Below are 22236 nucleotides of genomic sequence, written 5' to 3' on the forward strand. Positions count from 1 at the left end.
CACAACTGGGTATCCGCTGGCAACGTGTAATGCCCGTTCGCTTACTCCTCAACGAGGTCATCCCCAGTTATCTCGCGCATCCCTCATCGGTGCGACTTCCAAACCTGCTGAAACCATCCAGAAACCCGGCCTGAACCATCCTGCATGCTCATCGGTACAGCAGTGCTCAAGCGATGGACCACCCATCTCATCAGGCTTCCAGCCTTGAAAGGCTAAGCAGAACACTCTCTCCCACCTCGAAAACTGGTTTCCATGAATCGACCACAACAAGACTCAGGCTTCCCGTGGTGATGAAGCCGTGAGACGCCATCAAGGTGAATGAGCGTAAGAAGCACACCTAGCTCTTAGTCCTCTTCACCCTTAGTGTGGTTTCCGAAAAAGAACCCGTGAGACTCCGCTCCCATCCCACTTTTGTATATATCTTTTATATTCTTTCGATTCTTAGGCAAATCAAACATATAGTTTTTCTCATTCGCCAAGTCAGGATTCTGGCGTATTGCAGCATGCTTGAATTTAACCAGCCATTCAGAGTAACCATCTGGGTCTTGATCAACCTCCTCTGGCTCAATCTCCTCGTGATGCACATCCTCCAACTGCGGCAATTGTGACCTCGCCCGAAGCCAGTCAACTACAAGCGCACCAATAATGGCGCCGGGAATCATTCCAGAAACAGCGCCACCCAGACCTGCAACACCAAAAAAGGAACCAATAAATCCACCACCCAAAACCCCGATGAGAATCTTGGAATCCATGCCAGCCTCTCTTTTGGTTACTGACGTCTGCCAGAGCGTAGCAGGTCAATCAGCGTCATAAACGACCGGTTCTGACACCAGAACCTACCCCTCTTGAAGTAGGGATCAAAAAATAGCCTTTACACTTCTGACACCAAAGACAATAATGACACTACCTTACTGACACCAAATGAGTACCACTGATGAGCCGCACCTTCTTGTATGCCCGAGTCAGCACCAGTGACCAGACCACTGACAACCAGGTGCTTGAAGTGAAGGCGACAGGATTCGATGTGCTCCCCCAGCGAGTGATCACTGAAACGGTATCTGGCTCCATTGCAGCAAGTGAGCGGCAAGGCTTCCAGAAGCTCCTAGAACGCATGGAAGCTGGAGATGTACTGCTGGTCACCAAGCTAGATCGCTTGGGCCGTAATGCGATGGATGTGCGCTCCACTGTGGAACTGCTGGCCAGCCGTGGTATCCGTGTTCACTGTCTCGCATTAGGCGGCGTCGACCTCACCAGTGCGGCAGGCAAGATGACCATGCAAGTGCTGTCCGCAGTAGCTGAATTTGAGCGTGATCTGCTAATCGAACGCACGCAATCTGGGCTCCAACGCGCAAAGGCAGAAGGCAAAGCCCTCGGTCGCCCTGCTGCGGCTTCCGCTGAGGAAGTACAAACACTTAAGGCTCAAGGTCTAAGCCAGTCCCAGGTCGCCAACAAGCTCGGCATCAGCCTCGCCACTGTCAAACGTCGCTGGACCCAGTAACTGCCCTTGTAGGGTCTCTCTGGTAGCGTACAGAGTTATTTTCGAATCATTCAGCTTCAGGTTGGCCCTGGTCGCACATGGCTAAGCGCCTCGGATGTAGATCAGCCCAGAAAACAGCCAGCCGAGTTCATCGCAGATAGAAATACAGGAATACCACGACCAGCAGGACGAAGATTACGCGCCCCCGGTAAACGTCAGCATTAGCTGGGGCACCAGTATTCGCGCCTGCGGAAGAGCCAAGATATTCGAAACGCAGGGACCGATCTAGAGATCGCTTACCGGGCAGCAACTCAGCCTAAACTGAATCACTACCACGCAAAAGGAAGCGAATATGACTGACGCATGGAATCTGGGAGCGTTGAGGGCACAGATTAGGATTCGCCAGCCCGAGACAAGCAAAAGACTTGTTCAGATCATCAACTCCCTTGGCCGCTCAAGCGAAATTTTCACTTACCACAAGCGCCTCGCTCGCGATGCCTTCACCGCATTCAACGCTGAAAACGATCCTCACGGAATAAAATTTTCCGAGCGAATATTTGGATTTGATGACGATGACGGTGTTATCCATGAAGCTGGCTTAATCAGCGAGGCCAACCTGATCGCCTGCATAGCAATTACTCGCAATTCGTACGACAGCTTTGGACAACTGCTGAATGGTCTTGTGGTGCCCGTGCCGCTAACAGGCATTTTCTACATCCACAACGTCAAAGACGCCCTTCCGACTGGAGAGCTTAAAGATCGTTTGAATGAAGCCCTCGCGTCAGAATGGTTTGGATACACACACGCCTTCATGAACATGGTCAAGCACCATCGACTGATCGTTCACAATCCGTCAATTTCATTCATAGACGACAACAGGGGCGGCAAGGTCGAGGGCTTTAGGCACAAGGAGAAAGACTACCCGGCCTGCTGGGTTCGAGAGGCGCTTGAGGGAACGGTGGAGCTTCAGAATTCGCTGCGAGCCTGCGGCGTACTGCTTAATCGTCTCTACCTTGGAGAAACCCCACCGAATCTGGAGGGATTGAGTAGTACAACTGAGTAGTACAACTGAGTAGTACAACTGAGTAGTACAACTGAAAAAGAAAAAACCCCGCAAACCATTGATTTGCGGGGCTTTCTTTTGAATGGCGGAGAGATAGGGATTTGAACCCTAGGAGCCATTGCTGACTCAACGGATTTCGAATCCGTCCCGTTCGACCACTCCGGCATCTCTCCGTGCGGCGCGCATGATACCAGCTTGAAGTCCGAACGCGAAGCTTTGTTTTCGGATTTTTTTGCGTGGTATCAGGCGCTTGCGTGCGCTCGGCGGATCAGAGCGGGACGCCGAGGCGGCGGGCCACTTCTTCGTAGGCCTCGATGACATCGCCCAGCCCCTGGCGGAAGCGGTCCTTGTCCATCTTCTTGCGGGTTTCCTTGTCCCACAGGCGGCAACCGTCCGGGCTGAACTCGTCGCCCAGGACGATCTTGCCGTGGAACAGGCCGAACTCGAGCTTGAAGTCCACCAGCAGCAGACCGGCGTCGTCGAACAGCTTGTTCAGCACTTCGTTGACCTTGAAGGAGTAGGCCTTCATTTCGGCCAGTTGCTCCAGGGTCGCCCAGCCGAAGGCCTGGACGTGGGATTCGTTGATGAACGGGTCGCCCAGGGCGTCGTTCTTCAGGAACAGTTCGAAGGTCGGCGGAGTGAGCTGCAGGCCCTCCTCCACGCCCAGGCGGCGCACCAGGCTGCCGGCGGCGTAGTTGCGCACGACGCACTCGACCGGGATCATGGCGAGCTTCTTGACCAGCACTTCGTTGTCCGACAGCAGGGCGTCGAACTGGGTCGGGATGCCGGCGGCTTCGAGCTTCTGCATGATGAAGGCGTTGAACTTGTTGTTCACCATGCCTTTGCGATCGAGCTGTTCGATGCGCTTGCCGTCGAACGCCGAGGTGTCGTTGCGGAACAGCAGGACGAGGCGGTCGGCGTCATCGGTGGTGTAAACCGACTTGGCCTTGCCGCGATAGAGTTCTTCGCGTTTTTCCATGATGGGCTCCGCTTGCTTAAGGGGTGGGCTCAGGCGATGGTGCGCCAGTCGAGTCCAGAATGCTGATCGGCTACCTGCAGCCAGTCCGGGTCGCACCCTAGGGTGTCGACGAAGCTTTGCCGGGCCAGCTGCGGCGAGTTGTTCTTTTCGCTGAGATGCGCCAGCACCAGGTGCTGCAGGCTTTCCCAGCCCAGTTGGGCCACCAGTTCGGCGGCCTGCCGGTTGTTCAAATGCCCCCACTGGCCGCCTACACGGACCTTGAGTGGGTAGGGATACGGACCGCGGGCCAGCATGTCGGTATCGTGATTCGCCTCGATAACCAAGGCATCGAGGCCACGATAGCACTCCAGCACCTGCGCCGTGGCGGCCCCCAGATCGGTGAGCTGGCCAAAGCGCTTCCGGCCATCGGAAAACACGTACTGCAGGGGCTCCCGCGCATCGTGGGAGACGCTCACCGCAGTGACTTCCAGGTCTTTCAGTACCAGGCGGTCGCCGCATCTGAGCAGCCCCGCCGGTGTCACCGGCTTGCGCATTCCCTGCAGGGTGCCGGCGCTGAGGTACACGGGTATTCGATGGTGCCGGGCCAGCAGTTCGACGCCGTTGATGTGATCGGAGTGCTCGTGCGTGACCAGTACCGCGTCCAGTTGCCCGGGCTCTACGCCCAGGCGCGCCAGACGGCGGATGGTTTCACGCAGCGGGAAGCCGCAATCGATCAGTATCCGGGTGTCAGAACTGCTCACCAAGGCCGAATTGCCCCGGCTTCCGCTCCCCAGGACCGCGAAGTGCACTGCGCATACTCTCCTGGAGTTTTTCCAGCACGCCCTGCGCGACATCAGCCGGCGCGGAGGTGTTGATGTCTTTGTCGACGGTGATCTGCACCGTGTTGTTCACGCTGGTCAGGCGAACCTGGTAGCGCTGCGCCTTGGCGTCTTCCTCTTCCTTGGTCTTCTCGCCACCGCCGAACAGGCGGCTGAAGAAGCCTGGCTTGTCTTCGTCCTTCTTCTTCGCGCCTTCTGCGATGTTGACGTAGTACACGCCCAGGCTGCGGTTGAGGTCGTCGACGCGGATGTCGGCGCGATCCAGTGCGCGGCCAACGCTGACCCAGGTGCGATCGAAGTCGGAATCCACGGTGAGCACCGGGTTGCCGCTACCGTCCTTGCTCAGCTCGGCGGTGCCGGGCGTGTCGTAGGCCGAGTGCGCGGCGAGCAGGGAGACGGAGCCGCCCTTCTCGGCGCTGGTGGCCATGTTGGCCAGCATTTCATCGAGCAGCGCGGCGTCGAGGCTCGGCACGACCGGTTTGGACGGCCAGTCGGCGCTGGCAGTGCTGCCGGCAGGGCGGGTTTCGCTCAGCACGTAGACTTCGCTGGTGTTGGTTTCCACGCCCGGCTCGATGCGCACGCGCACGCGCGCTTCGCTGTCGGGCTCGACGCCGGAGACGCGGCTACTCAGGCGGCGCGCCAGGGGCGCGGAGAGCTGCGAGAGCGGCTGCCAGTTGGTGCTGAACTCCCCGGTCTGCGGGCGTTCGTCGGCAATGGAGAAGCCGTTGTCCTGGAAGAACTGATGGGCCACCGGCCACACTTCGGCCGGCGGACGCTGGGCGATCAGCCAGCGCGAATCGCCGCTCTTCTGCAGGCTGAAGTCGCTGACTTCGCCGGAACTGGCCAGCGGCTGCGGGCGCGGCACTTCGAACTCGCCCTCTTTCGCATGGGTGTCGGCGACGTTCAGGGGCACCGGCAGCAGTGGGTCGAGAGGCTTGCTCTGCAGGCCTTCGGGCACCTTCATCGGCGCCGTTTCGCGGGCATTGAGGTAGTCGTCGCCACGGTCACGGAAATAGCCATCCGGCCCCCACAGCCAGCCGCAGCCGGAGGTGTTGCCGATGACCAGGGCGAGCGCAGTCAGTCCTGCCAGTCGCTTCATGCGAGAGAGCTCCTTAAGCCAGCACGCCGGTCTGGCGCATGGCCTGACGCAGCGGTTCGTGGCAACGCGGGCTGAGCCAGGTCAGGGGCAGGCGGATACCTTCGGGGATCAACCCCATTTCGTGCAGGGCGAACTTCACCGGAATCGGGTTGGATTCGATGAACAGGGCCTTGTGCAGCGGCATCAGGCGGTCGTTGATGGCGCGGGCTTCGCCGGCATCGCCACGCATGGCGGCGGCGCACAGGTTGCTCATGGCGCGCGGGGCGACGTTGGCGGTCACAGAAATGTTGCCCTTGCCGCCCATCAGCATCAGCTCGACAGCGGTGGCGTCGTCGCCGGAATAGACCAGGAAGTCCTTGCCGACGCGGTCCAGCACTTCCTTGCCGCGCTGCAGGTCGCCGGTGGCTTCCTTGATGCCGATGATGTTCGCCACCTTGGACAGGCGCTCGACGGTCTCCGGCAGCATGTCGCAGGAGGTACGGCCGGGCACGTTGTAGAGAATCTGCGGGATGGCCACGGCTTCGGCGATGTGGCGGAAGTGCTGGTACAGGCCTTCCTGGGTCGGCTTGTTGTAGTACGGGGTCACCAGCAGGCAAGCGTCGGCACCGCCGGTCTTCGCGGCTTCGGTCAGCTCGACAGCCTCGCGGGTGGAGTTGGCACCGGTGCCGGCGATGACCGGGATGCGGCCGTTGACCTGGTCGACCACGCGACGGATCACTTCCAGGTGTTCGCTCACGTCCAGAGTGGCCGATTCACCCGTGGTGCCGACCGCGACGATGGCGTTGGTGCCTTCCTGCAGGTGGAAGTCCACCAGCTTCGCGAGGCTGTCCCAGTCCAGTCGACCCTGAGCATCGAAGGGGGTGACCAGCGCCACCATACTGCCCGCAATCATGCAACCGCTCCTGCCGGAAAAAGAAAGCCGTAATGGTACTGTCGCCACCGGCCACGCACAAGGTGACAGCAGCGTCCGCGAACGCACAGACATTCCCCTCATCGGCGCTTTTCGCTACCCTTCCCCCTTTGTCGATGCGGCCCGCTTGGCCGCCACTCCCAGGAAAGCTGCATGTCCACCTCCCACCCTCGTGAACAATTCCTTCTGATCAGTGCTCTTGGTCCGAACCCGATGGAGTTGACCAGCGTGCTGTGCCGCACCTGCGTCGACAACCGTTGCTCGGTGGTCAGCAGCCGCCTGACCCGCCACGGCGAGTTCAGCGCGCTGATCCTGCAGGTCTCCGGCAGCTGGGATGCCCTGGCTCGTCTGGAGGGCGGCCTGCCGCCCCTGGCCAAACGCCACGGCTTCACCCTCAGCGTCACCCGCAGCAACGCCCACGTCACCCGCGCCCAGGCGCTGCCTTACGTGGCCTACGTCAGCGCGGTCTATCGTCCGGACATCCTCAACGAGCTGTGCCAGTTCTTCATCGATCACCACATCGAGCTGGAGAACCTCACCTGCGACACCTACCAGGCGCCGCACACCAACACCAGCATGCTCAACGCCACCATCACCGTGACCCTGCCGGCCGGCACCCAGATCAGTTGGCTGCGCGACCAGTTCCTGGACTTCGCCGACGCCCTAAACCTGGACGCGCTGATCGAGCCCTGGCGCCCGCAGCATCCCTAAGGAGAGAGCCTCATGGCCGTTGAACTGAACAAAGCCGTCGCCGACTTCCAGGCCTCGGCCACCAGCGGTGTCGCCTTCCGTCTGTCGGAACTCAAGGGCAAGCAGGTCGTGCTGTACTTCTATCCCAAGGACAGCACACCCGGCTGCACCACCGAAGGCCAGGGCTTCCGCGACAAGATCGAGGACTTCGCCGCGGCCAACACCGTCGTTTTCGGGGTGTCCCGCGATGGCATCAAGTCCCATGAGAACTTCAAGGCCAAGCAGTGCTTCCCCTTCGAGCTGATCAGCGACAAGGATGAAGCCGTCTGTCAGCTGTTCGACGTGATCAAGCTGAAGAAGCTCTACGGCAAGGAATACATGGGGGTGGACCGCAGCACCTTCCTGATCGACGCCAAGGGCGTGCTGCGCCAGGAATGGCGAGGCGTGAAGGTGCCGGGCCACGTCGATGCCGTGCTCGCCGCCGCCCAGGCGCTGAACAAGGGCTGAGTTACCGAGCCATATGAAAAAGCCCGGCCTGTGCCGGGCTTTTTCGCTCCATCACATCAGCGGACTGACTTGCCGTTCCGGCTCCGGCTGCCGGGGCCAGGCATCCAGCACGGCTTTCACCAGGGTCGCCAGCGGAATGGCGAAGAACACGCCCCAGAAGCCCCACAGGCCACCGAACAGCAGCACGGCGCAGATGATCGCCACCGGGTGCAGGTTGACCGCTTCGGAGAACAGCAGCGGCACCAGTACGTTGCCATCCAGCGCCTGGATGATCGCATGGGCGGCCATCAGGTAGATGAACTGGTCGCTCCAGCCCCACTGGAACAGCGCGATCAGCGCCACCGGCACCGTCACCACTACCGCGCCGATATAAGGCACCACCACCGACAGGCCGACCAGCAAGGCGAGCAGCGCGGCATAGTTCAGCCCCAGCACCGCAAAGGCGATGTAGGTTGTCACGCCGGTGATGAAGATCTCGACGACCTTGCCACGGATGTAGTTGGCGATCTGCTGGTTCATCTCGTTCCACACCTGCTTCATCAGCCCCCGCTCGCGCGGCAGGTAGCGGCGGAACCAGTGGTAGAAGCGGCGGCGGTCCTTGAGGAAGAAGAACACCAGGATCGGCACCAGCACCAGGTAGATCATGATATTGACCAGCACCGGCAGCCCGGACAGCGAGAACGTCAGCGCCCATTGGCCCAGCTGGCCCAGCTCGCTGCGCGCCGCCTCGACGGTGTGCAGGACCTGCTCCTCGGTAACCATGTCCGGGTAGCGCTCGGGCAGCATCAGCAGCGTGGCCTGCCAGTCGCCGAGCATCCGCGGCAATTCATTGAGCAGCGTGAACAGCTGCTTCCAGACCAGCGGCACCAGCACCAGCAGGAACACCGCGAGCAGGCCAAGGAAGAGCGAATAGACCAGCCAGACCGCGAACAGGTGCGGCAGGCGCAGGCGCTCCAGAACGCCCACCATGCCCTGGATCAGGAAGGCGATCACCATTGCGGCCAGCACCGGCGCGAGCATGCCGCCGAACGCCAGGATGACGCTGAAACCCAGCACCAGAATGACCGCCAGCACTATCGCCTCCTCGTCGGAGAAATAGCGCTGCATCCAGTCCTGCAAAACCTTGAGCATGAACAGACCTGCAAAACGAAGGGGGTAACGTCCCGGTTACCCGGACATGAGGGCTACTTCTTGCGCAGCCAGTAGCGATAGACGCCGGCTTCGACCTCTTCATGCAGCAGCGAGTGACCGGCAAGCTCGGCGAAGGCGCGGAAATCCCGCTGCGACCCGGCATCGGTGGCGATCACCTTGAGCACCGCGCCGCTGGGCAGACGGTTCAGCTCGAGCTTGGCTTTGAGCAGGGGAAGCGGACAATTAAGACCGCTGGCATCCAGCTCCGCGTCACAGGCGGGGATGAGCGGCGTGGAATCAGACATCGAAACGAACTCCGGGAAGGGCTCTCAAGAATACCGAAAGCATTGGAAAAGTAACCAGGCTCCGCGACACCCGCCGCCCGAACGACACCATCAGCTTCGCGGCTCGAAACCCAGGCAGCCCGGAAATACCGACTGCGATTTGCACCGCAGTCGCGCCGTGCGACCTAGGCATTGGCAATAACGTACAGCTAAAGTAGAGCCTTTCTCGGAACGAGCTTCTTGTACATGAAAGTACTGCGCCCAGCCTTGCTCACCATCGCCTGCGCCCTCGCGGCGCCCGCGATGTCGGACGACCTGCCATCCCTGGGCGACGCCAGCTCGTCCATCGTATCCCCGGAACAGGAGTTCCAGCTCGGCCGCGCCTGGTTGAGCATGCTGCGCAGCCAGGTCGATTCGCTCAACGACCCGCAACTGAAGGATTACGTCGAGTCCACCGTCTACCGCCTGGCCGAGTCCAGCGAGCTGCAGGACCATCGCCTGGCGTTCATCCTGATCCGCGACAAGCAGATCAACGCCTTCGCCGCTCCCGGAGGCGTGGTGGGCGTCAACGGCGGCCTGTTCCTCTACGCCCAGAGCGAAGGCGAATACATCGCCGTACTGGCGCACGAACTCGGCCACCTGAGCCAACGCCACTTCGCCCGCGGCATCGAAGCGCAGCAACGCATGCAGATTCCGGTGATGGCCGCCATGCTGGCTGGTATCGTCGCCGCCGCAGCCGGTGCCGGCGATGCCGGCATCGCCGCCATCGCCTCGACCCAGGCGGCAGCCATCCAGAACCAACTGCGCTTCTCCCGGCAGAACGAACAGGAAGCCGACCGCGTTGGCGTCACCACTATGGTTCGCGCCGGCTACGACCCGCGCTCCATGCCCAACATGTTCGAGCGCCTCGCTCGCCAGTACCGCTACGAGGGCAAGCCGCCGGAGTTCCTGCTGACCCACCCGGTGACCGAATCGCGTATCGCCGACACCCGCAACCGCGCCGAGCAGTTCCCCAAGGGCGGCAAGGAAGACACTCTGCGCTACGAGCTGATGCGCGCCCGCGTCCAGCTGATGTTCGAGGAAACCCCCGGCATGGCCGGCAAGCGTTTCCGCGCGGTGCTGGACGACGACCCGAAGAACGATGCAGCCCGCTACGGCCTGGCGCTCTCGCAGATCCGCATCGGCCAGTTGAACGAGGCCCGCGGCGGCCTCCAGCAACTACTGGCCAAGGCGCCCAACGACATCAGCTACAACCTGGCCCTGGTCGATCTGGACATCACCGCCAACAAGCTCCCCGATGCCCAGGCGCGGGTGCAGCGCCTGCTCAGCCAGTTCCCGCAGAGCTATCCGCTGATCCAGGCCCAGGCCGATCTGATGCTGAAGAGCAACCGCGCCGCCGATGCCGAGAAGACCCTGTTCAAGCTGTCCCAGAAGCGGCCGCTGGACCCGGACGTCTGGAGTCGCCTGGCCGACGCCTGCACCCTCAGCGGCAACGCCATCGGCGTGTACCAGGCACGCGCCGAGTTCTACGCCCTCACCGGCGACTACAAGCAGGCCATCGAGCAACTGGACTTCGCCAAGCGGCGTGCCGGCGGCAACTTCACCCTGGCCGCGCGCCTGGATGCGCGCCAGCAGGAGTTCCGCGAACAGGAACGTCTGCTGAAGGAGATGATGGGCCGCTGAACCCGCAGGAGCGAGCTTGCTCGCGAACGGCTCAGCGGGCAGCACGGGAGCCGTTCAGCTTCGTGAGCAAGCTCGCTCCTACGAAAATCACCTTGGTAGAAACGGAAAGGCCCGGCGTTATGCCGGGCCTTTTTCGCTGTAGGGCAATAGATCAGGCGTTGCCCGCCACCCTCAGCCTGGCGGCCTGGGTGAAGTCGAGCATGCGCTTGAGCGGCTTGATGGCCTTGGGAATCAGCGCCGGATCGACGAAGATCTCGCCACTCCCCTCCTTCAGGCACGTCAAGGTGCGCTCCAGGGTGTTCATCGCCATCCACGGGCAGTGCGCGCAGCTGCGGCAGGCCGCGCCATTGCCGGCGGTGGGCGCTTCGATGAACTCCTTGTCCGGGCACAGCTGCTGCATCTTGTAGAAGATGCCGCGGTCGGTAGCGACGATGAAGCGCTTGTTCGGCATCGTCTGCGCGGCCTTGATCAGTTGGCTGGTGGAGCCCACCGCATCGGCCAGCTCGACCACCGCCTCGGGCGACTCCGGGTGCACCAGGATCGCCGCGTCCGGGTAGACCGCCTTGAGGTCCTCCAGCTGCTTGGCCTTGAATTCCTCGTGGACAATGCAGGCGCCATCCCAGAGCAGCATGTCGGCACCGGTCTCGCGCTGGATGTAGCGACCCAGATGCTGGTCCGGCGCCCAGAGGATCGGCTCGCCGTTATCCATCAGGTGCTCGACGATCTCCACCGCGCAACTGGAGGTCACCACCCAGTCCGCCCGCGCTTTCACCGCCGCCGAGGTGTTCGCGTAGACCACCACGGTGCGCTCCGGGTGCTGGTCGCAGAACGCCGAGAACTCATCCACCGGACAGCCGAGATCCAGCGAACAGGTTGCCTCCAGGGTCGGCATCAGCACGCGCTTTTCCGGGTTGAGGATCTTGGCGGTCTCGCCCATGAAGCGAACGCCGGCAACCACCACGGTCTGTGCCGGGTGCTGGTTGCCGAAGCGGGCCATTTCCAGCGAATCGGAAACGCAACCGCCGGTTTCCTCGGCCAGCGCCTGGATCACCGGGTCACAGTAGTAATGCGCGACCAGCACGGCGTTCTGCGCCTTGAGCTCGGCAGCGATGGCCGCGCGGTAATCGGCCTCTTCCTGTGCACTCAGCACCCGCGGCTGCTTGGCAGCCAGGTGAGCCTGAACCAACAGGCGTTCGGAAATCTGGGACATCGTGTGGAAACCTCTACAGGCGCGGTTCTGATTATGCCGACGATTTTATCACCACCGTCCTTCTGGCGACGCGCTGTCGGCTGCCGCACGACGGACTTTTCCCGGCGCATAGCAAAAACCCCGTGACCTTTCGATCACGGGGCTTTCGCAGGATTTGTTGGTGGGTCGTGTAGGATTCGAACCTACGACCAATTGGTTAAAAGCCAACTGCTCTACCGACTGAGCTAACGACCCGACGTGGTGCGTATAATACTGATTTCTAACGCAAAAACAACACCCCTTAAAAACTTTTTTCAGAAATATCGCGTCGGGTCTTCAATCCCGGCTGCGCGAAAGCCGTCAGCACGCAGCCTGCAACTGTCGCACTTGCCGCACGCGCGCCCGTCATCGTCCGCCTGATAGCAGGAAACCGTAAGGCTGTAGTCCACGCCCTGGGCAATGCCGGCCTGGACGATCTGCGCCTTGGAGAGGAACTGCAGCGGCGCCTGAATGCGGAAGCCCTCACCTTCCACACCGGCCTTGGTAGCCAGGTTGGCCATGCGCTCGAAGGCCTCGACGAACTCCGGACGGCAATCCGGGTAGCCAGAGTAGTCCACCGCATTCACGCCAATGAAGATGTCCCGCGCGCCCAACACCTCGGCCCAGCCGAGAGCGAGGGAAAGGAACACGGTATTGCGCGCCGGCACATAGGTCACCGGAATGCCCTCGCTCGGCGCTTCGGGCACATCGATGCTGCTGTCGGTCAGGGCCGAGCCACCGATGCCGTTCAGGTCCAGGCCGATCACCTTGTGTTCGATGACACCCAATTGGCTCGCCACACGCTCGGCCGCCTGCAACTCGGCACGGTGGCGCTGGCCGTAGTCGAAGCTCATGGTGTAGCAGTCATAGCCCTCGGCCCTGGCCAGGGCGACCACGGTCGCGGAGTCCAGGCCGCCAGAGAGCAGGATCACGGCCTTCTTGTCATTCATGACTTTCTGATTGGACATAAACAGGGTCTCCTCCGTGCTCAGTGGCCCGGCTCGTCATTCCAGAGAATCTTGTGCAGTTGCAGTTGCAGGCGTACCGGCAGGTTGTCACTGACAATCCAGTCGGCCAGCGCACGGGCGTCCACCTGGCGATGACTGGGCGAGAACAGCACCTCGCCGGCACGCTGCTCCAGGCGGTATTCGATGAGTTTGGAAACTGCCCAGTCGTAGTCCCCGCGCGAGCAGATGACGAACTTCACCTGATCGTTGGGCGTCAGCTCTCCGATGTTCTCGTAGCGATTGCGCGACGCTTCGCCGGAGCCCGGCGTCTTCAGGTCCAGCACACGGCTGACGCGGCGGTCGGTGGCGGAGATGTCCAACGCACCACTGGTTTCCAGCGACACGTCGTAGCCGGCATCGCAGAGACGCCGCAGCAGCGGGATGCAGTTGGGCTGGGCCAGCGGCTCGCCACCGGTGACACAGACATAGCGTGGCTTGTAAGCGGCGACGCGCTCGAGGACGGCGTCGAGGGACTGGATTTCGCCACCACTGAAGGCATAGGCGGTATCGCAGTACTGGCAGCGCAGGGGACAGCCGGTCAGCCGCACGAACACCGTCGGCAAGCCGGCGGTGCGCGTTTCCCCCTGCAACGAGTAGAAAATCTCGGTGATTCGCAGGGTCTGTTGCATATCAGCCACGGGCGTGACGGCGATACAGGCCATCCGCCTCCGTTGCGTTGGAGTCAGGAGTGCGACACGGCGCACTCGGCATACACGGGGGCCGCAGACATCAGCCGAGCTGAAGCCACTGACACGTCCCGAAGGGCGGGGATTCTAACGAAAAAACCCGCGACGAGCGCGGGTTTTCGGACTGAGGGAGCGAGCCTTACTTGAGGTTCTTCAGGTCACGCTGGGACAGTTGCGCTGCGGAACTACCCGGATACTGGGAGATAACCTGCTGCAGGATGCCACGTGCCTTGTCGGTATTGCCCAGGCGACGCTCGACGTCGGCCAGCTTGTACAGCGAGTCCGGCACCTTGGCGCTGCTCGGATAGGCCTGGCTGACGCGGGCAAAGGCCTGGCCGGCGCTCTGCAGGTCACCCTTGGCGAGGTTCACCTCGCCAAGCCAGTACTGCGCGTTACCGGCATACTGGCTGTTGGGGTACTTGCGCAGGAAGGCGCCAAAGGCCTGGCTGGCCTTGTCGAAGTCCTTGGCCTTGATCAGGTCGAAGGCGGCATCGTAGTAGAGCTTTTCTTTTGCCGGATCACCCGGCTCGCTACTGGCGGCGGGTTGCTGTGCGGCGGCTGCGCCGGCACCTGCGGCAGCTCCGGCACTGGCGCCGGCAGCGGGGGAGTTCTGTTGAGCAGCACCGGCACCCGCACCACCCGAGATACGGCCGTCGAGATCCTGGTAGCGTTCCAGGTTTTCCTGCTTCATCTGTTGGATCTGGTTCTGCTGCTCTTCGAGCATGCCGCGCAGACGGGACATTTCGTCCTGCATCTGCTGCAGCTGCATGAACAGCTGAGCCTGTCCGGAGACGGGCTGAGTCGTCATCCCGCCTCCGGCATAGGCGCCCTCAGCGCCTGCGGTGCCATAACCCGAGGGCGGCGTGTTGGCGTAACCGCCACCATTGCCGTCCTGTACCGGAACCGCGGCCGCCGCCATCAGGGGCAGGCCGCATGCGATCAAGGTCAGAAAACGCAGGCGCATCGGCATCACGTCTTACTTCTTCAGCTCAACGCGACGGTTCTGGGCCCAGGACTGCTCGTCGTGGCCAGTGGCAACCGGACGCTCTTTCCCATAGGAAACCAGCTCCAGCTGAGCCGGGGAAACGCCCTGCAGTACCAGGTAGCGCTGGACGGCCTTGGCACGACGCTCGCCCAGAGCCATGTTGTACTCGCGGGTACCGCGCTCGTCAGTGTGACCTTCCAGGACTACGCGCTGGCCGGAACCTTTCAGGTCCTTGGCGTGTACGTCCAGGGCACGCATGGCTTCCGGCTTCAGGTCGGAGCTGTCGTACTCGAAGTAGAAGGTGGTGATAGCGCGCAGAGCGGCTTCGTCGCTCAGGGAGCCGTCAACGGCACCGCTGTTTGCGCCGTAGCCAGCGTTCGGGTCAAGGCCGTCATTGGCGCCTTCGCCGGAAGCGTCACCGCCCTTGGAGGAACAGCCAACGGCAACGGCCATGGCCAGAGCAAGCGCGGCAAATTTGCCGAATTTCAGCATTTCCATCATGTAACTCCTAATGAACCCCAGTGTATAAGTTTGAAACAGTTGGCAACCGTCAGTTCAGGTAAGGGGACCAGGATGGTTCGCGCACGTCGCCTTGAGCGGTAGGTATAGGTAACCGAACACGTCCGTTGATGCTTACGAGCATCAGCACGCCCCGGTCCTGCTGGCGGGTGGCGTATATTAGCATCGTGCCATTGGGCGCAACAGTGGGCGAGTCGTCCAGCGTGGTATTCGAAAGCACGCGCAGATTGCCGCGCTGAAGGTCCTGGGCCGCGATCTGGAAGTTGGTGAAACCGTCCTGACGGTGAACCATTACCAGGGTTTTCTCATCTGCGGAAAGTTTCGGGTTGGCGTTGTAGTTGCCAATGAAAGTTACGCGGTCGGTGGCGCCCGAGTTGACGTTCATCTTGTAGATCTGCGGCTTGCCGCCACGATCCGAAGTGAAGTACAGGGTCGAACCATCGGCGCCCCAGAATGGCTCGGTGTCGATCGCCTGGTTGTTGGTCAGGCGACGCAGCTGGCGGCTGCCCAGGTCCATCACATAGATCTCCGGGTTGCCGTCACGCGACAGCACGAAAGCCAGGCGGTTGCCATCCGGCGAGAAGGCCGGGGCGCCGTTGAGACCCTCGAAGTTGGAGATCTGCTCGCGGCGACCGGTGTCGACGTACTGCATGAAGATGCGCGGACGCTTCTGCTCGAAGGAAACATAGGCGATGCGGCGGCCATCGGGCGAGAAACGCGGCGACAGGATCGGCTCGCGGGACTGCAGCAGGGTCACCGGGCGAGCGCCGTCATAGTCGGAGCGTTGCAGGGTGTAACGGGTGTTGTCCACGGAGAAGCGCTCGGCGGTGACGTAGAGCAGCTTGGTGGAAAACGCGCCCTTAATGCCGGTGAGCTTCTCGAACGACTGGTCGGCAATATAGTGCGACATGTCGCGCAGTTGCTCGGTGGTGCCGCCCACGCTGCCGGTCATGACCTGCTGCTGGGTCGCCACGTTGAACAGGCCGTACTGGATCTGCAGACGACCACCGGCCGGCACGATGTTGCCGATCAGCACGTACTGGGCGCCGAGCGCCTGCCAGTCGCGATAGATCACTTCGCTGGCCTGGGCCGGCTGGCTGATCATGTTCTGCCGCGGGATCGGCTCGAAGTAACCGGAGTTGCGCAGGTCGTTGCCGATGATGTTCGACATGTCCTCGGGTAACACGTTGCCGCCCTGCCAGCCGAACGGAACCACGGCAATCGGGACGGCCGAGTCGCGACCGCTGGAAATCACCAGCGGGTCGGCGGCCTGCGCCACGCCGGCCACCAGGGCCAGGGCGAACAGCGCGAAGCGAATCAGGGTACTCACAGACTTAAATCCTCCGGTTTGAAGACGATGCGGCGCTGACGGTAGAGCTGGTCAAAGGTCGCACGATCCAGTTGTTGCATCTCGGGAACCCGGCCGACGTTACGCACCGCTGCCACCGCGGAAGCATCGAACGGCTTGTCGCCGCTCGAGCGGGTCACGCTGGCGTTGGTGATGGTACCGTCCGGCAACATCTGGATCAGCACCTCTACGCTCATTCCGTTACGCGCCGATGGCGGGCGGTTCCACTGCTCGCTCACCAGCTTGACGATCAGGTCGTCGAGGCTACCAGCTACTTCGTTGCCTCGCTCGTCAGCCAAAGCCTGTTGTCGCTGAGTATCGTCCGACAGCAGCTCGGCCAGTGCCTGAGCCTTCTTGTCTTCCTGCGCCTTGCGGGCCGCGGCCGCAGCCGCCTTCTTCTTGGCAGCCTCCACCGCAGCCTTCTTCTTGGCCTCATCGGCAGCCGCTTTCTTCTTCGCGTCCGCGGCAGCCTTCTTCTTGGCCTCTTCGGCCGCCTTCTTCTTGGCCTCATCGGCGGCTTGCTTCTTGGCCTCTTCCTCGGCCTTCTTCTTGGCGATGTCTGCCTGCTGCTTCTGCTGGGCAGCCTTCGCCTCGGCCTCTTTCTTGGCCGCGGCGGCATCGGCGGCCTTCTTGGCATCAGCCTCTTTCTTGGCTTCGGCCGCCTTTTGAGCCGCATCGGCCTTCTTTTGTTCCTCGGCCTTGGCAGCAGCGATGGCCTGCTGCTCGGCTTTCTTCTGCTCGAGCTGCTCCTGCTCGTATTGCCGCGACGACGTTTTCTTGGCTTCGCCGGCAATCTTCTGGTTGGTCTGCTGGGTCGCCTGGCTCTTGGATTTCAGCTGGTACAGGGTGGCTTGGACGACCGGCCGCGAAGGCGGCAGTTCAGGCGTCATGGCCCAGCTGACGAAGAGCATGGCGAAGATCAGGGCGTGCAGAGCTACGGCCAGTACGACCGGCCAGAAGTAGCTTTCCGAAGGAGAGCGCTCGAGCTGGTGCATCAAGTCCCCGGCGCCTCGGTGATCAGACCGACGTTGCCGACACCGGCTTTCTGCAGGCCGCCCATGACGGCCATGACCGAACCGTAGTCGACGGCCTTGTCACCCCGGACGAAGACCTGGACCTTCTTACCCTGGCGGCTGTTCTCGGCCATGATGCCGGAAGCAGCGTTGACCAGTTGATCGAGGTCCACGGCAGTCTGGCTGCCCTTGCCCTGGTCCGGATCGACCTCGGAACCCATGTTCCAGTAGTAGGTCTTGTCGGCCTTGATGGAGATGGTGAGGACGCGCGAATCGTTGTCCTGCGGCAGCGCCTCACTGGAAACCTTGGGCAGGTCGACCTTGACCCCCTGGTTGAGCATCGGCGCGGTCACCATGAAAATCACCAGCAGCACCAACATCACGTCGATGTAGGGCACCACGTTCATTTCGGCGACCGGCTTGCGCTTGTGACGAACCCTTGCCATATCGGCTTACCTCTTACGTCGTCTTCAATCGTCGCTGGTGTGCACTTTGCGGTGCAGGATGGCCTGGAACTCGTCGGCGAAGGTGTAGTAACGGCCGATCAGGGTTTCCGAGCGTGCGGCGAAGCGGTTGTAGGCGATGACCGCGGGGATCGCGGCGAACAGGCCGATGGCGGTGGCGATCAGCGCTTCGGCGATGCCCGGCGCCACGGTGGCGAGGGTGGCCTGCTGCACGGTGGCCAGGCCACGGAAGGAGTTCATGATGCCCCACACGGTGCCGAACAGACCGATGTACGGACTGGTGGAACCAACGGTGGCGAGGAACGGCAAGCTGGTTTCCAGCTTCTCTTCCTCACGGGAGATGGCGACGCGCATGGCGCGGGACACACCTTCCATCACCGCATCCGGATCGACGCCGGCCTGCTGGCGCAGACGGGAAAACTCCTTGAAGCCGGCACGGAAGATCTGCTCGACGCCCGAATCCGGGTCCGGGTTGCTGCCGGCCTGGCGATAAAGCTTGGACAGGTCGATACCCGACCAGAAGCGCTCCTCGAAGGTTTCCAGGGCCTTCTTCGCCGAGCGCATCATGTTGCTGCGCTGGAAAATCATGATCCACGAAGTGACCGAGGCGGCCACCAGGGTCAGCATCACCAGCTGTACCACGATGCTGGCGTTACTGATCAAGCTCCACATCGAAGTATGGTCGACGACGTTCGGTTCCACGTTAATCTCCTGCTGAAAGGGTGTCCGGACTGCCGGCAAATGCCGCACGCAACACATCTGGGATAGCGCGGGGCTTCAGGGTATCCGCCCGCACGCACGCCACCAGGAATCGCCCCTCGCAGAGCAAGGTCGAATCCGACGCCCGCCGAACCTGTTGACGAAACTTCAGGCTCGCGCGGTTCAACTCCTCCACCTCGGCGCTGACGAGCAGCTCGTCATCCAGGCGGGCCGGCGCGTGGTAGCGCGCCTCGGCCGAATGAACGACGAAAAGCAGGTTCTCTCCCGCCAGCTGCGACTGGGCAAAGCCCAGATCACGCAGCCGCTCGGTACGAGCCCGCTCCATGAACTTGAGGTAGTTGACGTAGTAGACGATGCCGCCGGCATCGGTGTCCTCGTAATAGACCCGATACCGCTGCTGGAACGGCCGACCCCCGTGTTGCGCGCGCATACTCTAGAACCAAGTAGAGACTTTGCCAATCGGCAATCGTCTACAAATGCAATTAATTACCATCTTCAGGGACGAACAGATCCGACGTCGTCCCCTCCCCCATCCGCTTCGGCACGTTCAGGCCGAAATGCAGATACGCATGCCGGGTGACGACCCGTCCCCGCGGCGTGCGCATGATATAGCCCTGCTGGATCAGATACGGTTCCAGCACATCCTCGATCGTGTGCCGCTCTTCGCTGATCGCGGCGGCCAGGTTGTCGATACCCACCGGCCCGCCGTCGAACTTGTCGATCATGGTCAGTAGCAGGCGGCGATCCTGATGATCGAAGCCACGCTCGTCAACGTCCAGCAGGTTCAGCGCCTTGTCGGCGATGTCGCTGCTGATATGGCCAGTGCCGCGCACTTCGGCGAAGTCCCGCACGCGCCGCAGCAGGCGGTTGGCGATCCGCGGCGTTCCCCGTGCCCGCCGGGCGATCTCGTAGGCGCCCGCCGGCTCGATCTCCAGCCCGAGGATGCCAGCGGAACGGCTGACGATGATGGACAGGTCATCCACCCCGTAGAACTCCAGACGCTGGACGATGCCGAAGCGATCACGCAGCGGATTGGTCAGCATCCCGGCGCGAGTCGTCGCACCCACCAGGGTGAACGGCGGCAGGTCCAGCTTGATCGAACGGGCCGCAGGCCCCTCGCCGATCATGATGTCCAGTTGGAAGTCTTCCATCGCCGGGTACAGCACTTCCTCGACGATGGGCGACAGCCGGTGGATCTCGTCGACGAACAGCACATCGTTGGGTTCGAGGTTGGTCAGCAACGCCGCCAGATCACCGGGGCGCTCCAGCACCGGGCCGGATGTGCTCTTGAGCGACACGCCCATTTCCTGGGCGATGATGTTCGCCAGCGTGGTCTTGCCCAGGCCCGGCGGACCGAAGATCAGCGTGTGATCGAGCGCTTCGTTGCGCCCCCTGGCCGCCTGGATGAACAGTTCCATCTGCTCGCGCACCACCGGCTGGCCGATGTAATCGGCCAGCTTTGATGGGCGGATGGCACGGTCGAACTGCTCTTCGCGGTCGCGGCCAGACGCAGAGGAAATCAGGCGATCAGCTTCGATCATCGATATTTACACCTAGACCATGCCTTTCAACGAGCGGCGGATGAGTTCTTCGCTGGACAGACCTTCCTCCTGCACGGCGGCCACGGCACGGCTCGCCTCCTGCGGCTTGAAGCCCAACGCGATCAGGGCACTGACTGCATCGGACTCGGCGCTTGAGACTGCGGCGACCCGCATGGGTTCCACCACCAGAGGCGCGATCGAGGGAATATTTTCCCAGGCCTTGAAGCGATCCTTGAGTTCGACCAGCAGACGCTCGGCAGTCTTCTTCCCCACTCCGGGAATCTTCACCAGGGTGGAAGTATCCTGCGCCTGGACGCAGCGTACCAGCTCATCGACTTCCAGACCCGACATCAGTGCAAGCGCAAGTTTCGGCCCCACCCCATTGAGACGGATCAGCTCGCGGAACAGCTCGCGCTCGCGCTTCTCGGCGAAGCCGTAGAGCAGGTGGGCGTCTTCCCGCACCACCAGATGCGTATGCAATGTCACCGGCTCGCCGACACCGGGCAGACGGTAGAGCGTGGTCATCGGCACTTCGAGTTCGTAACCCACCCCGTTTACATCGAGGATCAGGTGCGGCGGCTGTTTTTCCGCCAGGGTGCCACGCAGGCGTCCAATCACAGGTAAGCGTCCTTAATTGCTAGATTCGAGGTCACAGGCGCAGCCGGCCGCCACGTCGACGGGTACCCACCAGCCCATGCGGCACCAGGCTCTGCCGGGTGTGCGCGTGGCACAGGGCGATGGCCAGGGCGTCGGAGGCGTCGATCTGCGGCTTCTGCGTCAGCTTGAGCAGGTGCATGACCATCATCTGCACCTGCTGCTTGTCCGCACCACCGGTGCCGGCAATCGCCTGCTTGACCTGGCTCGCCGTGTACTCGGCGATCTGCAAGCCTTCTTCCGCCGCCGCGACGATGGCCGCGCCCCGCGCCTGCCCCAGCTTCAACGCCGAATCGGCGTTGCGCGCCATGAACACCTGCTCGATGCCCATCATGCTCGGCCGGTAGGTCTGGATGACCTCACGCACGCCACGAAAGACGATCTGCAGGCGCTCGAACAGTTCGCCATTGCCGGTACGGATGCAGCCCGACGCTACGTACTCGCAGCCGCGGCCGGTGTCGCGCACCACGCCGAAGCCGGTAATCCGTGAGCCTGGGTCGATGCCGAGAATCAGGGTCATGTCCGTCCGATCACACCTTGTCGGTAACCTGTACTTCAGATAACAAAAACCGGAAGCGGGAGGCGCCGCTGACGACCGCTCCCGCTTCCGGCTTCAGACCAGCGCCGGTGGAGGGATCAGCCCAGCTGGGCCATCACCTCGTCCGGGATATCCGCATTGGAGTAGACGTTCTGCACGTCGTCCAGGTCTTCGAGCATGTCGATCAGCTTGAGGACCTTCTGCGCGGTGTCCAGATCCAGGGTCGCGGTGGTCGACGGGATCATGGCGACCTCCGCTTCCTCGCCCTTGAAACCGGCTTCGGTCAGCGCTTCGTTGACCGAGATGAAGTCGGCGAAGCTGGTGAAGACGTCGATGGAACCATCGTCGTTGACCACCACGTCGTCGGCACCGGCTTCCAGCGCGGCGTCCATCAGGGCTTCTTCGTTCACTCCCGGCGCATAGCTGATCTGGCCCTTGCGCTCGAACATGTAGGCCACCGAACCATCGGTGCCCAGGTTGCCGCCGCACTTGCTGAAGGCATGACGCACTTCGGCCGCGGTGCGGTTGCGGTTGTCGGTCATCGCTTCGACGATGATCGCCACGCCACTGGGCGCGTAACCCTCGTAGGTCAGCTCGGCCATGTTGTCCGCTTCGCTGGAGCCCACGCCGCGCTGGATGGCGCGGTCGATGGTGTCGCGGGTCATGTTGGCGGTCAGCGCCTTGTCCACGGCCAGGCGCAGACGCGGGTTGTCCGCCGGGATCCCGCCGCCCTGCTTGGCAGCGACGGTCAGCTCACGAATGAGCTTGGTGAAGATCTTGCCCTTCTTGGCGTCCTGACGTTCCTTGCGGTGCTTGATGTTGGCCCATTTGGAATGACCAGCCATAACTCACTCCGTATCGCTAGTGTTTCGCATTCAGCGCCCGAGTCCGG

26 protein-coding genes and 2 tRNA genes are annotated in these 22236 nt (G+C 62.1%); 5 read left to right on the forward strand and 23 right to left on the reverse strand.

All coding sequences use genetic code 11. The annotated features are described in order from the left end of the window. Window positions 1-344 precede the first annotated feature (344 nt). On the reverse strand, window positions 345-752 hold the full coding sequence (locus tag ACYCAX_RS11870; protein ID WP_460248099.1) for a hypothetical protein: 408 nt from the start codon (window positions 750-752) through the stop codon (window positions 345-347). 182 nt (window positions 753-934) lie between these two features. Between ACYCAX_RS11870 and ACYCAX_RS11875 the strand changes: the two genes are divergently transcribed. Together ACYCAX_RS11875 and ACYCAX_RS11880 are read left to right on the forward strand one after the other, a co-directional pair. Further along, window positions 935-1498: a recombinase family protein gene (locus ACYCAX_RS11875; protein WP_460248100.1), complete on the forward strand. Its 564-nt coding sequence runs from the start codon at window positions 935-937 to the stop codon at window positions 1496-1498. A gap of 331 nt (window positions 1499-1829) precedes the next feature. Next, window positions 1830-2540 carry a hypothetical protein gene (locus ACYCAX_RS11880; RefSeq protein WP_460248101.1) on the forward strand — a complete coding sequence of 237 codons (711 nt, stop codon included), beginning with the start codon at window positions 1830-1832 and terminating at the stop codon, window positions 2538-2540. Between the two features lie 83 nt (window positions 2541-2623). On the opposite strand, the gene ACYCAX_RS11885 is transcribed toward ACYCAX_RS11880, so the two are convergent. From ACYCAX_RS11885 to dapA, 5 genes are all read right to left on the reverse strand, one after another. Continuing rightward, a tRNA-Ser gene (locus tag ACYCAX_RS11885) sits at window positions 2624-2713 on the reverse strand. A 95-nt stretch (window positions 2714-2808) separates the two neighbouring features. After that, on the reverse strand, window positions 2809-3519 hold the full coding sequence (gene purC, locus ACYCAX_RS11890) for a phosphoribosylaminoimidazolesuccinocarboxamide synthase (RefSeq protein ID WP_015478261.1): 711 nt from the start codon (window positions 3517-3519) through the stop codon (window positions 2809-2811). A 29-nt stretch (window positions 3520-3548) separates the two neighbouring features. After that, the gene (locus ACYCAX_RS11895; RefSeq protein WP_015478262.1) at window positions 3549-4307 is read right to left on the reverse strand and encodes an MBL fold metallo-hydrolase; all 759 of its coding nucleotides are present in this window, start codon (window positions 4305-4307) and stop codon (window positions 3549-3551) included. After that, a complete protein-coding gene (bamC, locus tag ACYCAX_RS11900) occupies window positions 4246-5436 on the reverse strand; it encodes an outer membrane protein assembly factor BamC (RefSeq protein ID WP_015478263.1) in 1191 nt (396 codons plus the stop codon). The genes ACYCAX_RS11895 and bamC overlap by 62 nt, the downstream gene beginning before the upstream one ends. Window positions 5437-5449: 13 nt before the next feature. Continuing rightward, a complete protein-coding gene (gene dapA, locus ACYCAX_RS11905; protein ID WP_294980916.1) occupies window positions 5450-6328 on the reverse strand; it encodes a 4-hydroxy-tetrahydrodipicolinate synthase in 879 nt (292 codons plus the stop codon). Window positions 6329-6499: 171 nt separating this feature from the next. On the opposite strand from dapA, the gene ACYCAX_RS11910 reads away from it, so the two are divergent. Continuing rightward, window positions 6500-7057, forward strand: a complete 558-nt coding sequence (locus ACYCAX_RS11910; protein WP_015478265.1) for a glycine cleavage system transcriptional repressor — start codon at window positions 6500-6502, stop codon at window positions 7055-7057. 12 nt (window positions 7058-7069) lie between these two features. After that, window positions 7070-7543: a peroxiredoxin gene (locus ACYCAX_RS11915; RefSeq protein ID WP_460248103.1), complete on the forward strand. Its 474-nt coding sequence runs from the start codon at window positions 7070-7072 to the stop codon at window positions 7541-7543. 51 nt (window positions 7544-7594) lie between these two features. Here the strand turns inward: ACYCAX_RS11915 and ACYCAX_RS11920 are convergent, their stop codons facing one another. Both ACYCAX_RS11920 and ACYCAX_RS11925 read right to left on the reverse strand, forming a co-directional pair. Then, a complete protein-coding gene (locus tag ACYCAX_RS11920) occupies window positions 7595-8674 on the reverse strand; it encodes an AI-2E family transporter (RefSeq protein ID WP_015478267.1) in 1080 nt (359 codons plus the stop codon). A gap of 53 nt (window positions 8675-8727) precedes the next feature. Continuing rightward, window positions 8728-8979 carry a sulfurtransferase TusA family protein gene (locus tag ACYCAX_RS11925; protein ID WP_015478268.1) on the reverse strand — a complete coding sequence of 84 codons (252 nt, stop codon included), beginning with the start codon at window positions 8977-8979 and terminating at the stop codon, window positions 8728-8730. A gap of 225 nt (window positions 8980-9204) precedes the next feature. Here ACYCAX_RS11925 and ACYCAX_RS11930 point away from each other — a divergent pair, with 225 nt between their 5' ends. Further along, a complete protein-coding gene (locus ACYCAX_RS11930) occupies window positions 9205-10641 on the forward strand; it encodes a M48 family metalloprotease (protein WP_460248104.1) in 1437 nt (478 codons plus the stop codon). A 151-nt stretch (window positions 10642-10792) separates the two neighbouring features. Here the strand turns inward: ACYCAX_RS11930 and nadA are convergent, their stop codons facing one another. The 15 genes from nadA to ACYCAX_RS12005 form a co-directional block, all read right to left on the reverse strand. Next, window positions 10793-11851, reverse strand: a complete 1059-nt coding sequence (gene nadA, locus ACYCAX_RS11935) for a quinolinate synthase NadA (RefSeq protein ID WP_015478270.1) — start codon at window positions 11849-11851, stop codon at window positions 10793-10795. 158 nt (window positions 11852-12009) lie between these two features. Beyond that, window positions 12010-12085, reverse strand: a tRNA-Lys gene (locus ACYCAX_RS11940). A 59-nt stretch (window positions 12086-12144) separates the two neighbouring features. Continuing rightward, on the reverse strand, window positions 12145-12819 hold the full coding sequence (gene queC, locus ACYCAX_RS11945; protein WP_294977558.1) for a 7-cyano-7-deazaguanine synthase QueC: 675 nt from the start codon (window positions 12817-12819) through the stop codon (window positions 12145-12147). 38 nt (window positions 12820-12857) lie between these two features. Continuing rightward, window positions 12858-13505, reverse strand: a complete 648-nt coding sequence (gene queE / locus ACYCAX_RS11950) for a 7-carboxy-7-deazaguanine synthase QueE (protein WP_015478272.1) — start codon at window positions 13503-13505, stop codon at window positions 12858-12860. Window positions 13506-13701: 196 nt separating this feature from the next. Further along, the gene (gene ybgF, locus ACYCAX_RS11955; protein WP_015478273.1) at window positions 13702-14532 is read right to left on the reverse strand and encodes a tol-pal system protein YbgF; all 831 of its coding nucleotides are present in this window, start codon (window positions 14530-14532) and stop codon (window positions 13702-13704) included. A 6-nt stretch (window positions 14533-14538) separates the two neighbouring features. Next, window positions 14539-15045: a peptidoglycan-associated lipoprotein Pal gene (gene pal / locus ACYCAX_RS11960; protein ID WP_294977552.1), complete on the reverse strand. Its 507-nt coding sequence runs from the start codon at window positions 15043-15045 to the stop codon at window positions 14539-14541. A 52-nt stretch (window positions 15046-15097) separates the two neighbouring features. Then, window positions 15098-16396 carry a Tol-Pal system beta propeller repeat protein TolB gene (tolB, locus tag ACYCAX_RS11965; protein WP_460248106.1) on the reverse strand — a complete coding sequence of 433 codons (1299 nt, stop codon included), beginning with the start codon at window positions 16394-16396 and terminating at the stop codon, window positions 15098-15100. Then, complete coding sequence (gene tolA / locus ACYCAX_RS11970; protein ID WP_294977549.1) at window positions 16393-17412, reverse strand: cell envelope integrity protein TolA; 1020 nt, start codon at window positions 17410-17412, stop codon at window positions 16393-16395. Before tolA ends, tolB begins: the two co-directional genes overlap by 4 nt. After that, window positions 17409-17873: a protein TolR gene (tolR, locus tag ACYCAX_RS11975; protein WP_015478277.1), complete on the reverse strand. Its 465-nt coding sequence runs from the start codon at window positions 17871-17873 to the stop codon at window positions 17409-17411. Before tolR ends, tolA begins: the two co-directional genes overlap by 4 nt. Before the next feature lie 24 nt (window positions 17874-17897). Further along, window positions 17898-18593: a protein TolQ gene (tolQ, locus tag ACYCAX_RS11980; protein ID WP_015478278.1), complete on the reverse strand. Its 696-nt coding sequence runs from the start codon at window positions 18591-18593 to the stop codon at window positions 17898-17900. Between the two features lies 1 nt (window position 18594). After that, on the reverse strand, window positions 18595-19041 hold the full coding sequence (ybgC, locus tag ACYCAX_RS11985) for a tol-pal system-associated acyl-CoA thioesterase (protein ID WP_294977546.1): 447 nt from the start codon (window positions 19039-19041) through the stop codon (window positions 18595-18597). Between the two features lie 52 nt (window positions 19042-19093). After that, on the reverse strand, window positions 19094-20152 hold the full coding sequence (gene ruvB, locus ACYCAX_RS11990; protein WP_294977544.1) for a Holliday junction branch migration DNA helicase RuvB: 1059 nt from the start codon (window positions 20150-20152) through the stop codon (window positions 19094-19096). Between the two features lie 12 nt (window positions 20153-20164). After that, a complete protein-coding gene (ruvA, locus tag ACYCAX_RS11995) occupies window positions 20165-20770 on the reverse strand; it encodes a Holliday junction branch migration protein RuvA (protein ID WP_015478281.1) in 606 nt (201 codons plus the stop codon). Between the two features lie 31 nt (window positions 20771-20801). Continuing rightward, a complete protein-coding gene (gene ruvC, locus ACYCAX_RS12000; protein ID WP_294977542.1) occupies window positions 20802-21326 on the reverse strand; it encodes a crossover junction endodeoxyribonuclease RuvC in 525 nt (174 codons plus the stop codon). A gap of 116 nt (window positions 21327-21442) precedes the next feature. Continuing rightward, window positions 21443-22189, reverse strand: a complete 747-nt coding sequence (locus tag ACYCAX_RS12005) for a YebC/PmpR family DNA-binding transcriptional regulator (protein ID WP_015478283.1) — start codon at window positions 22187-22189, stop codon at window positions 21443-21445. Window positions 22190-22236: the final 47 nt, after the last annotated feature.

The sequence above is a fragment of the Pseudomonas sp. MT3 genome, assembly GCF_054720805.1.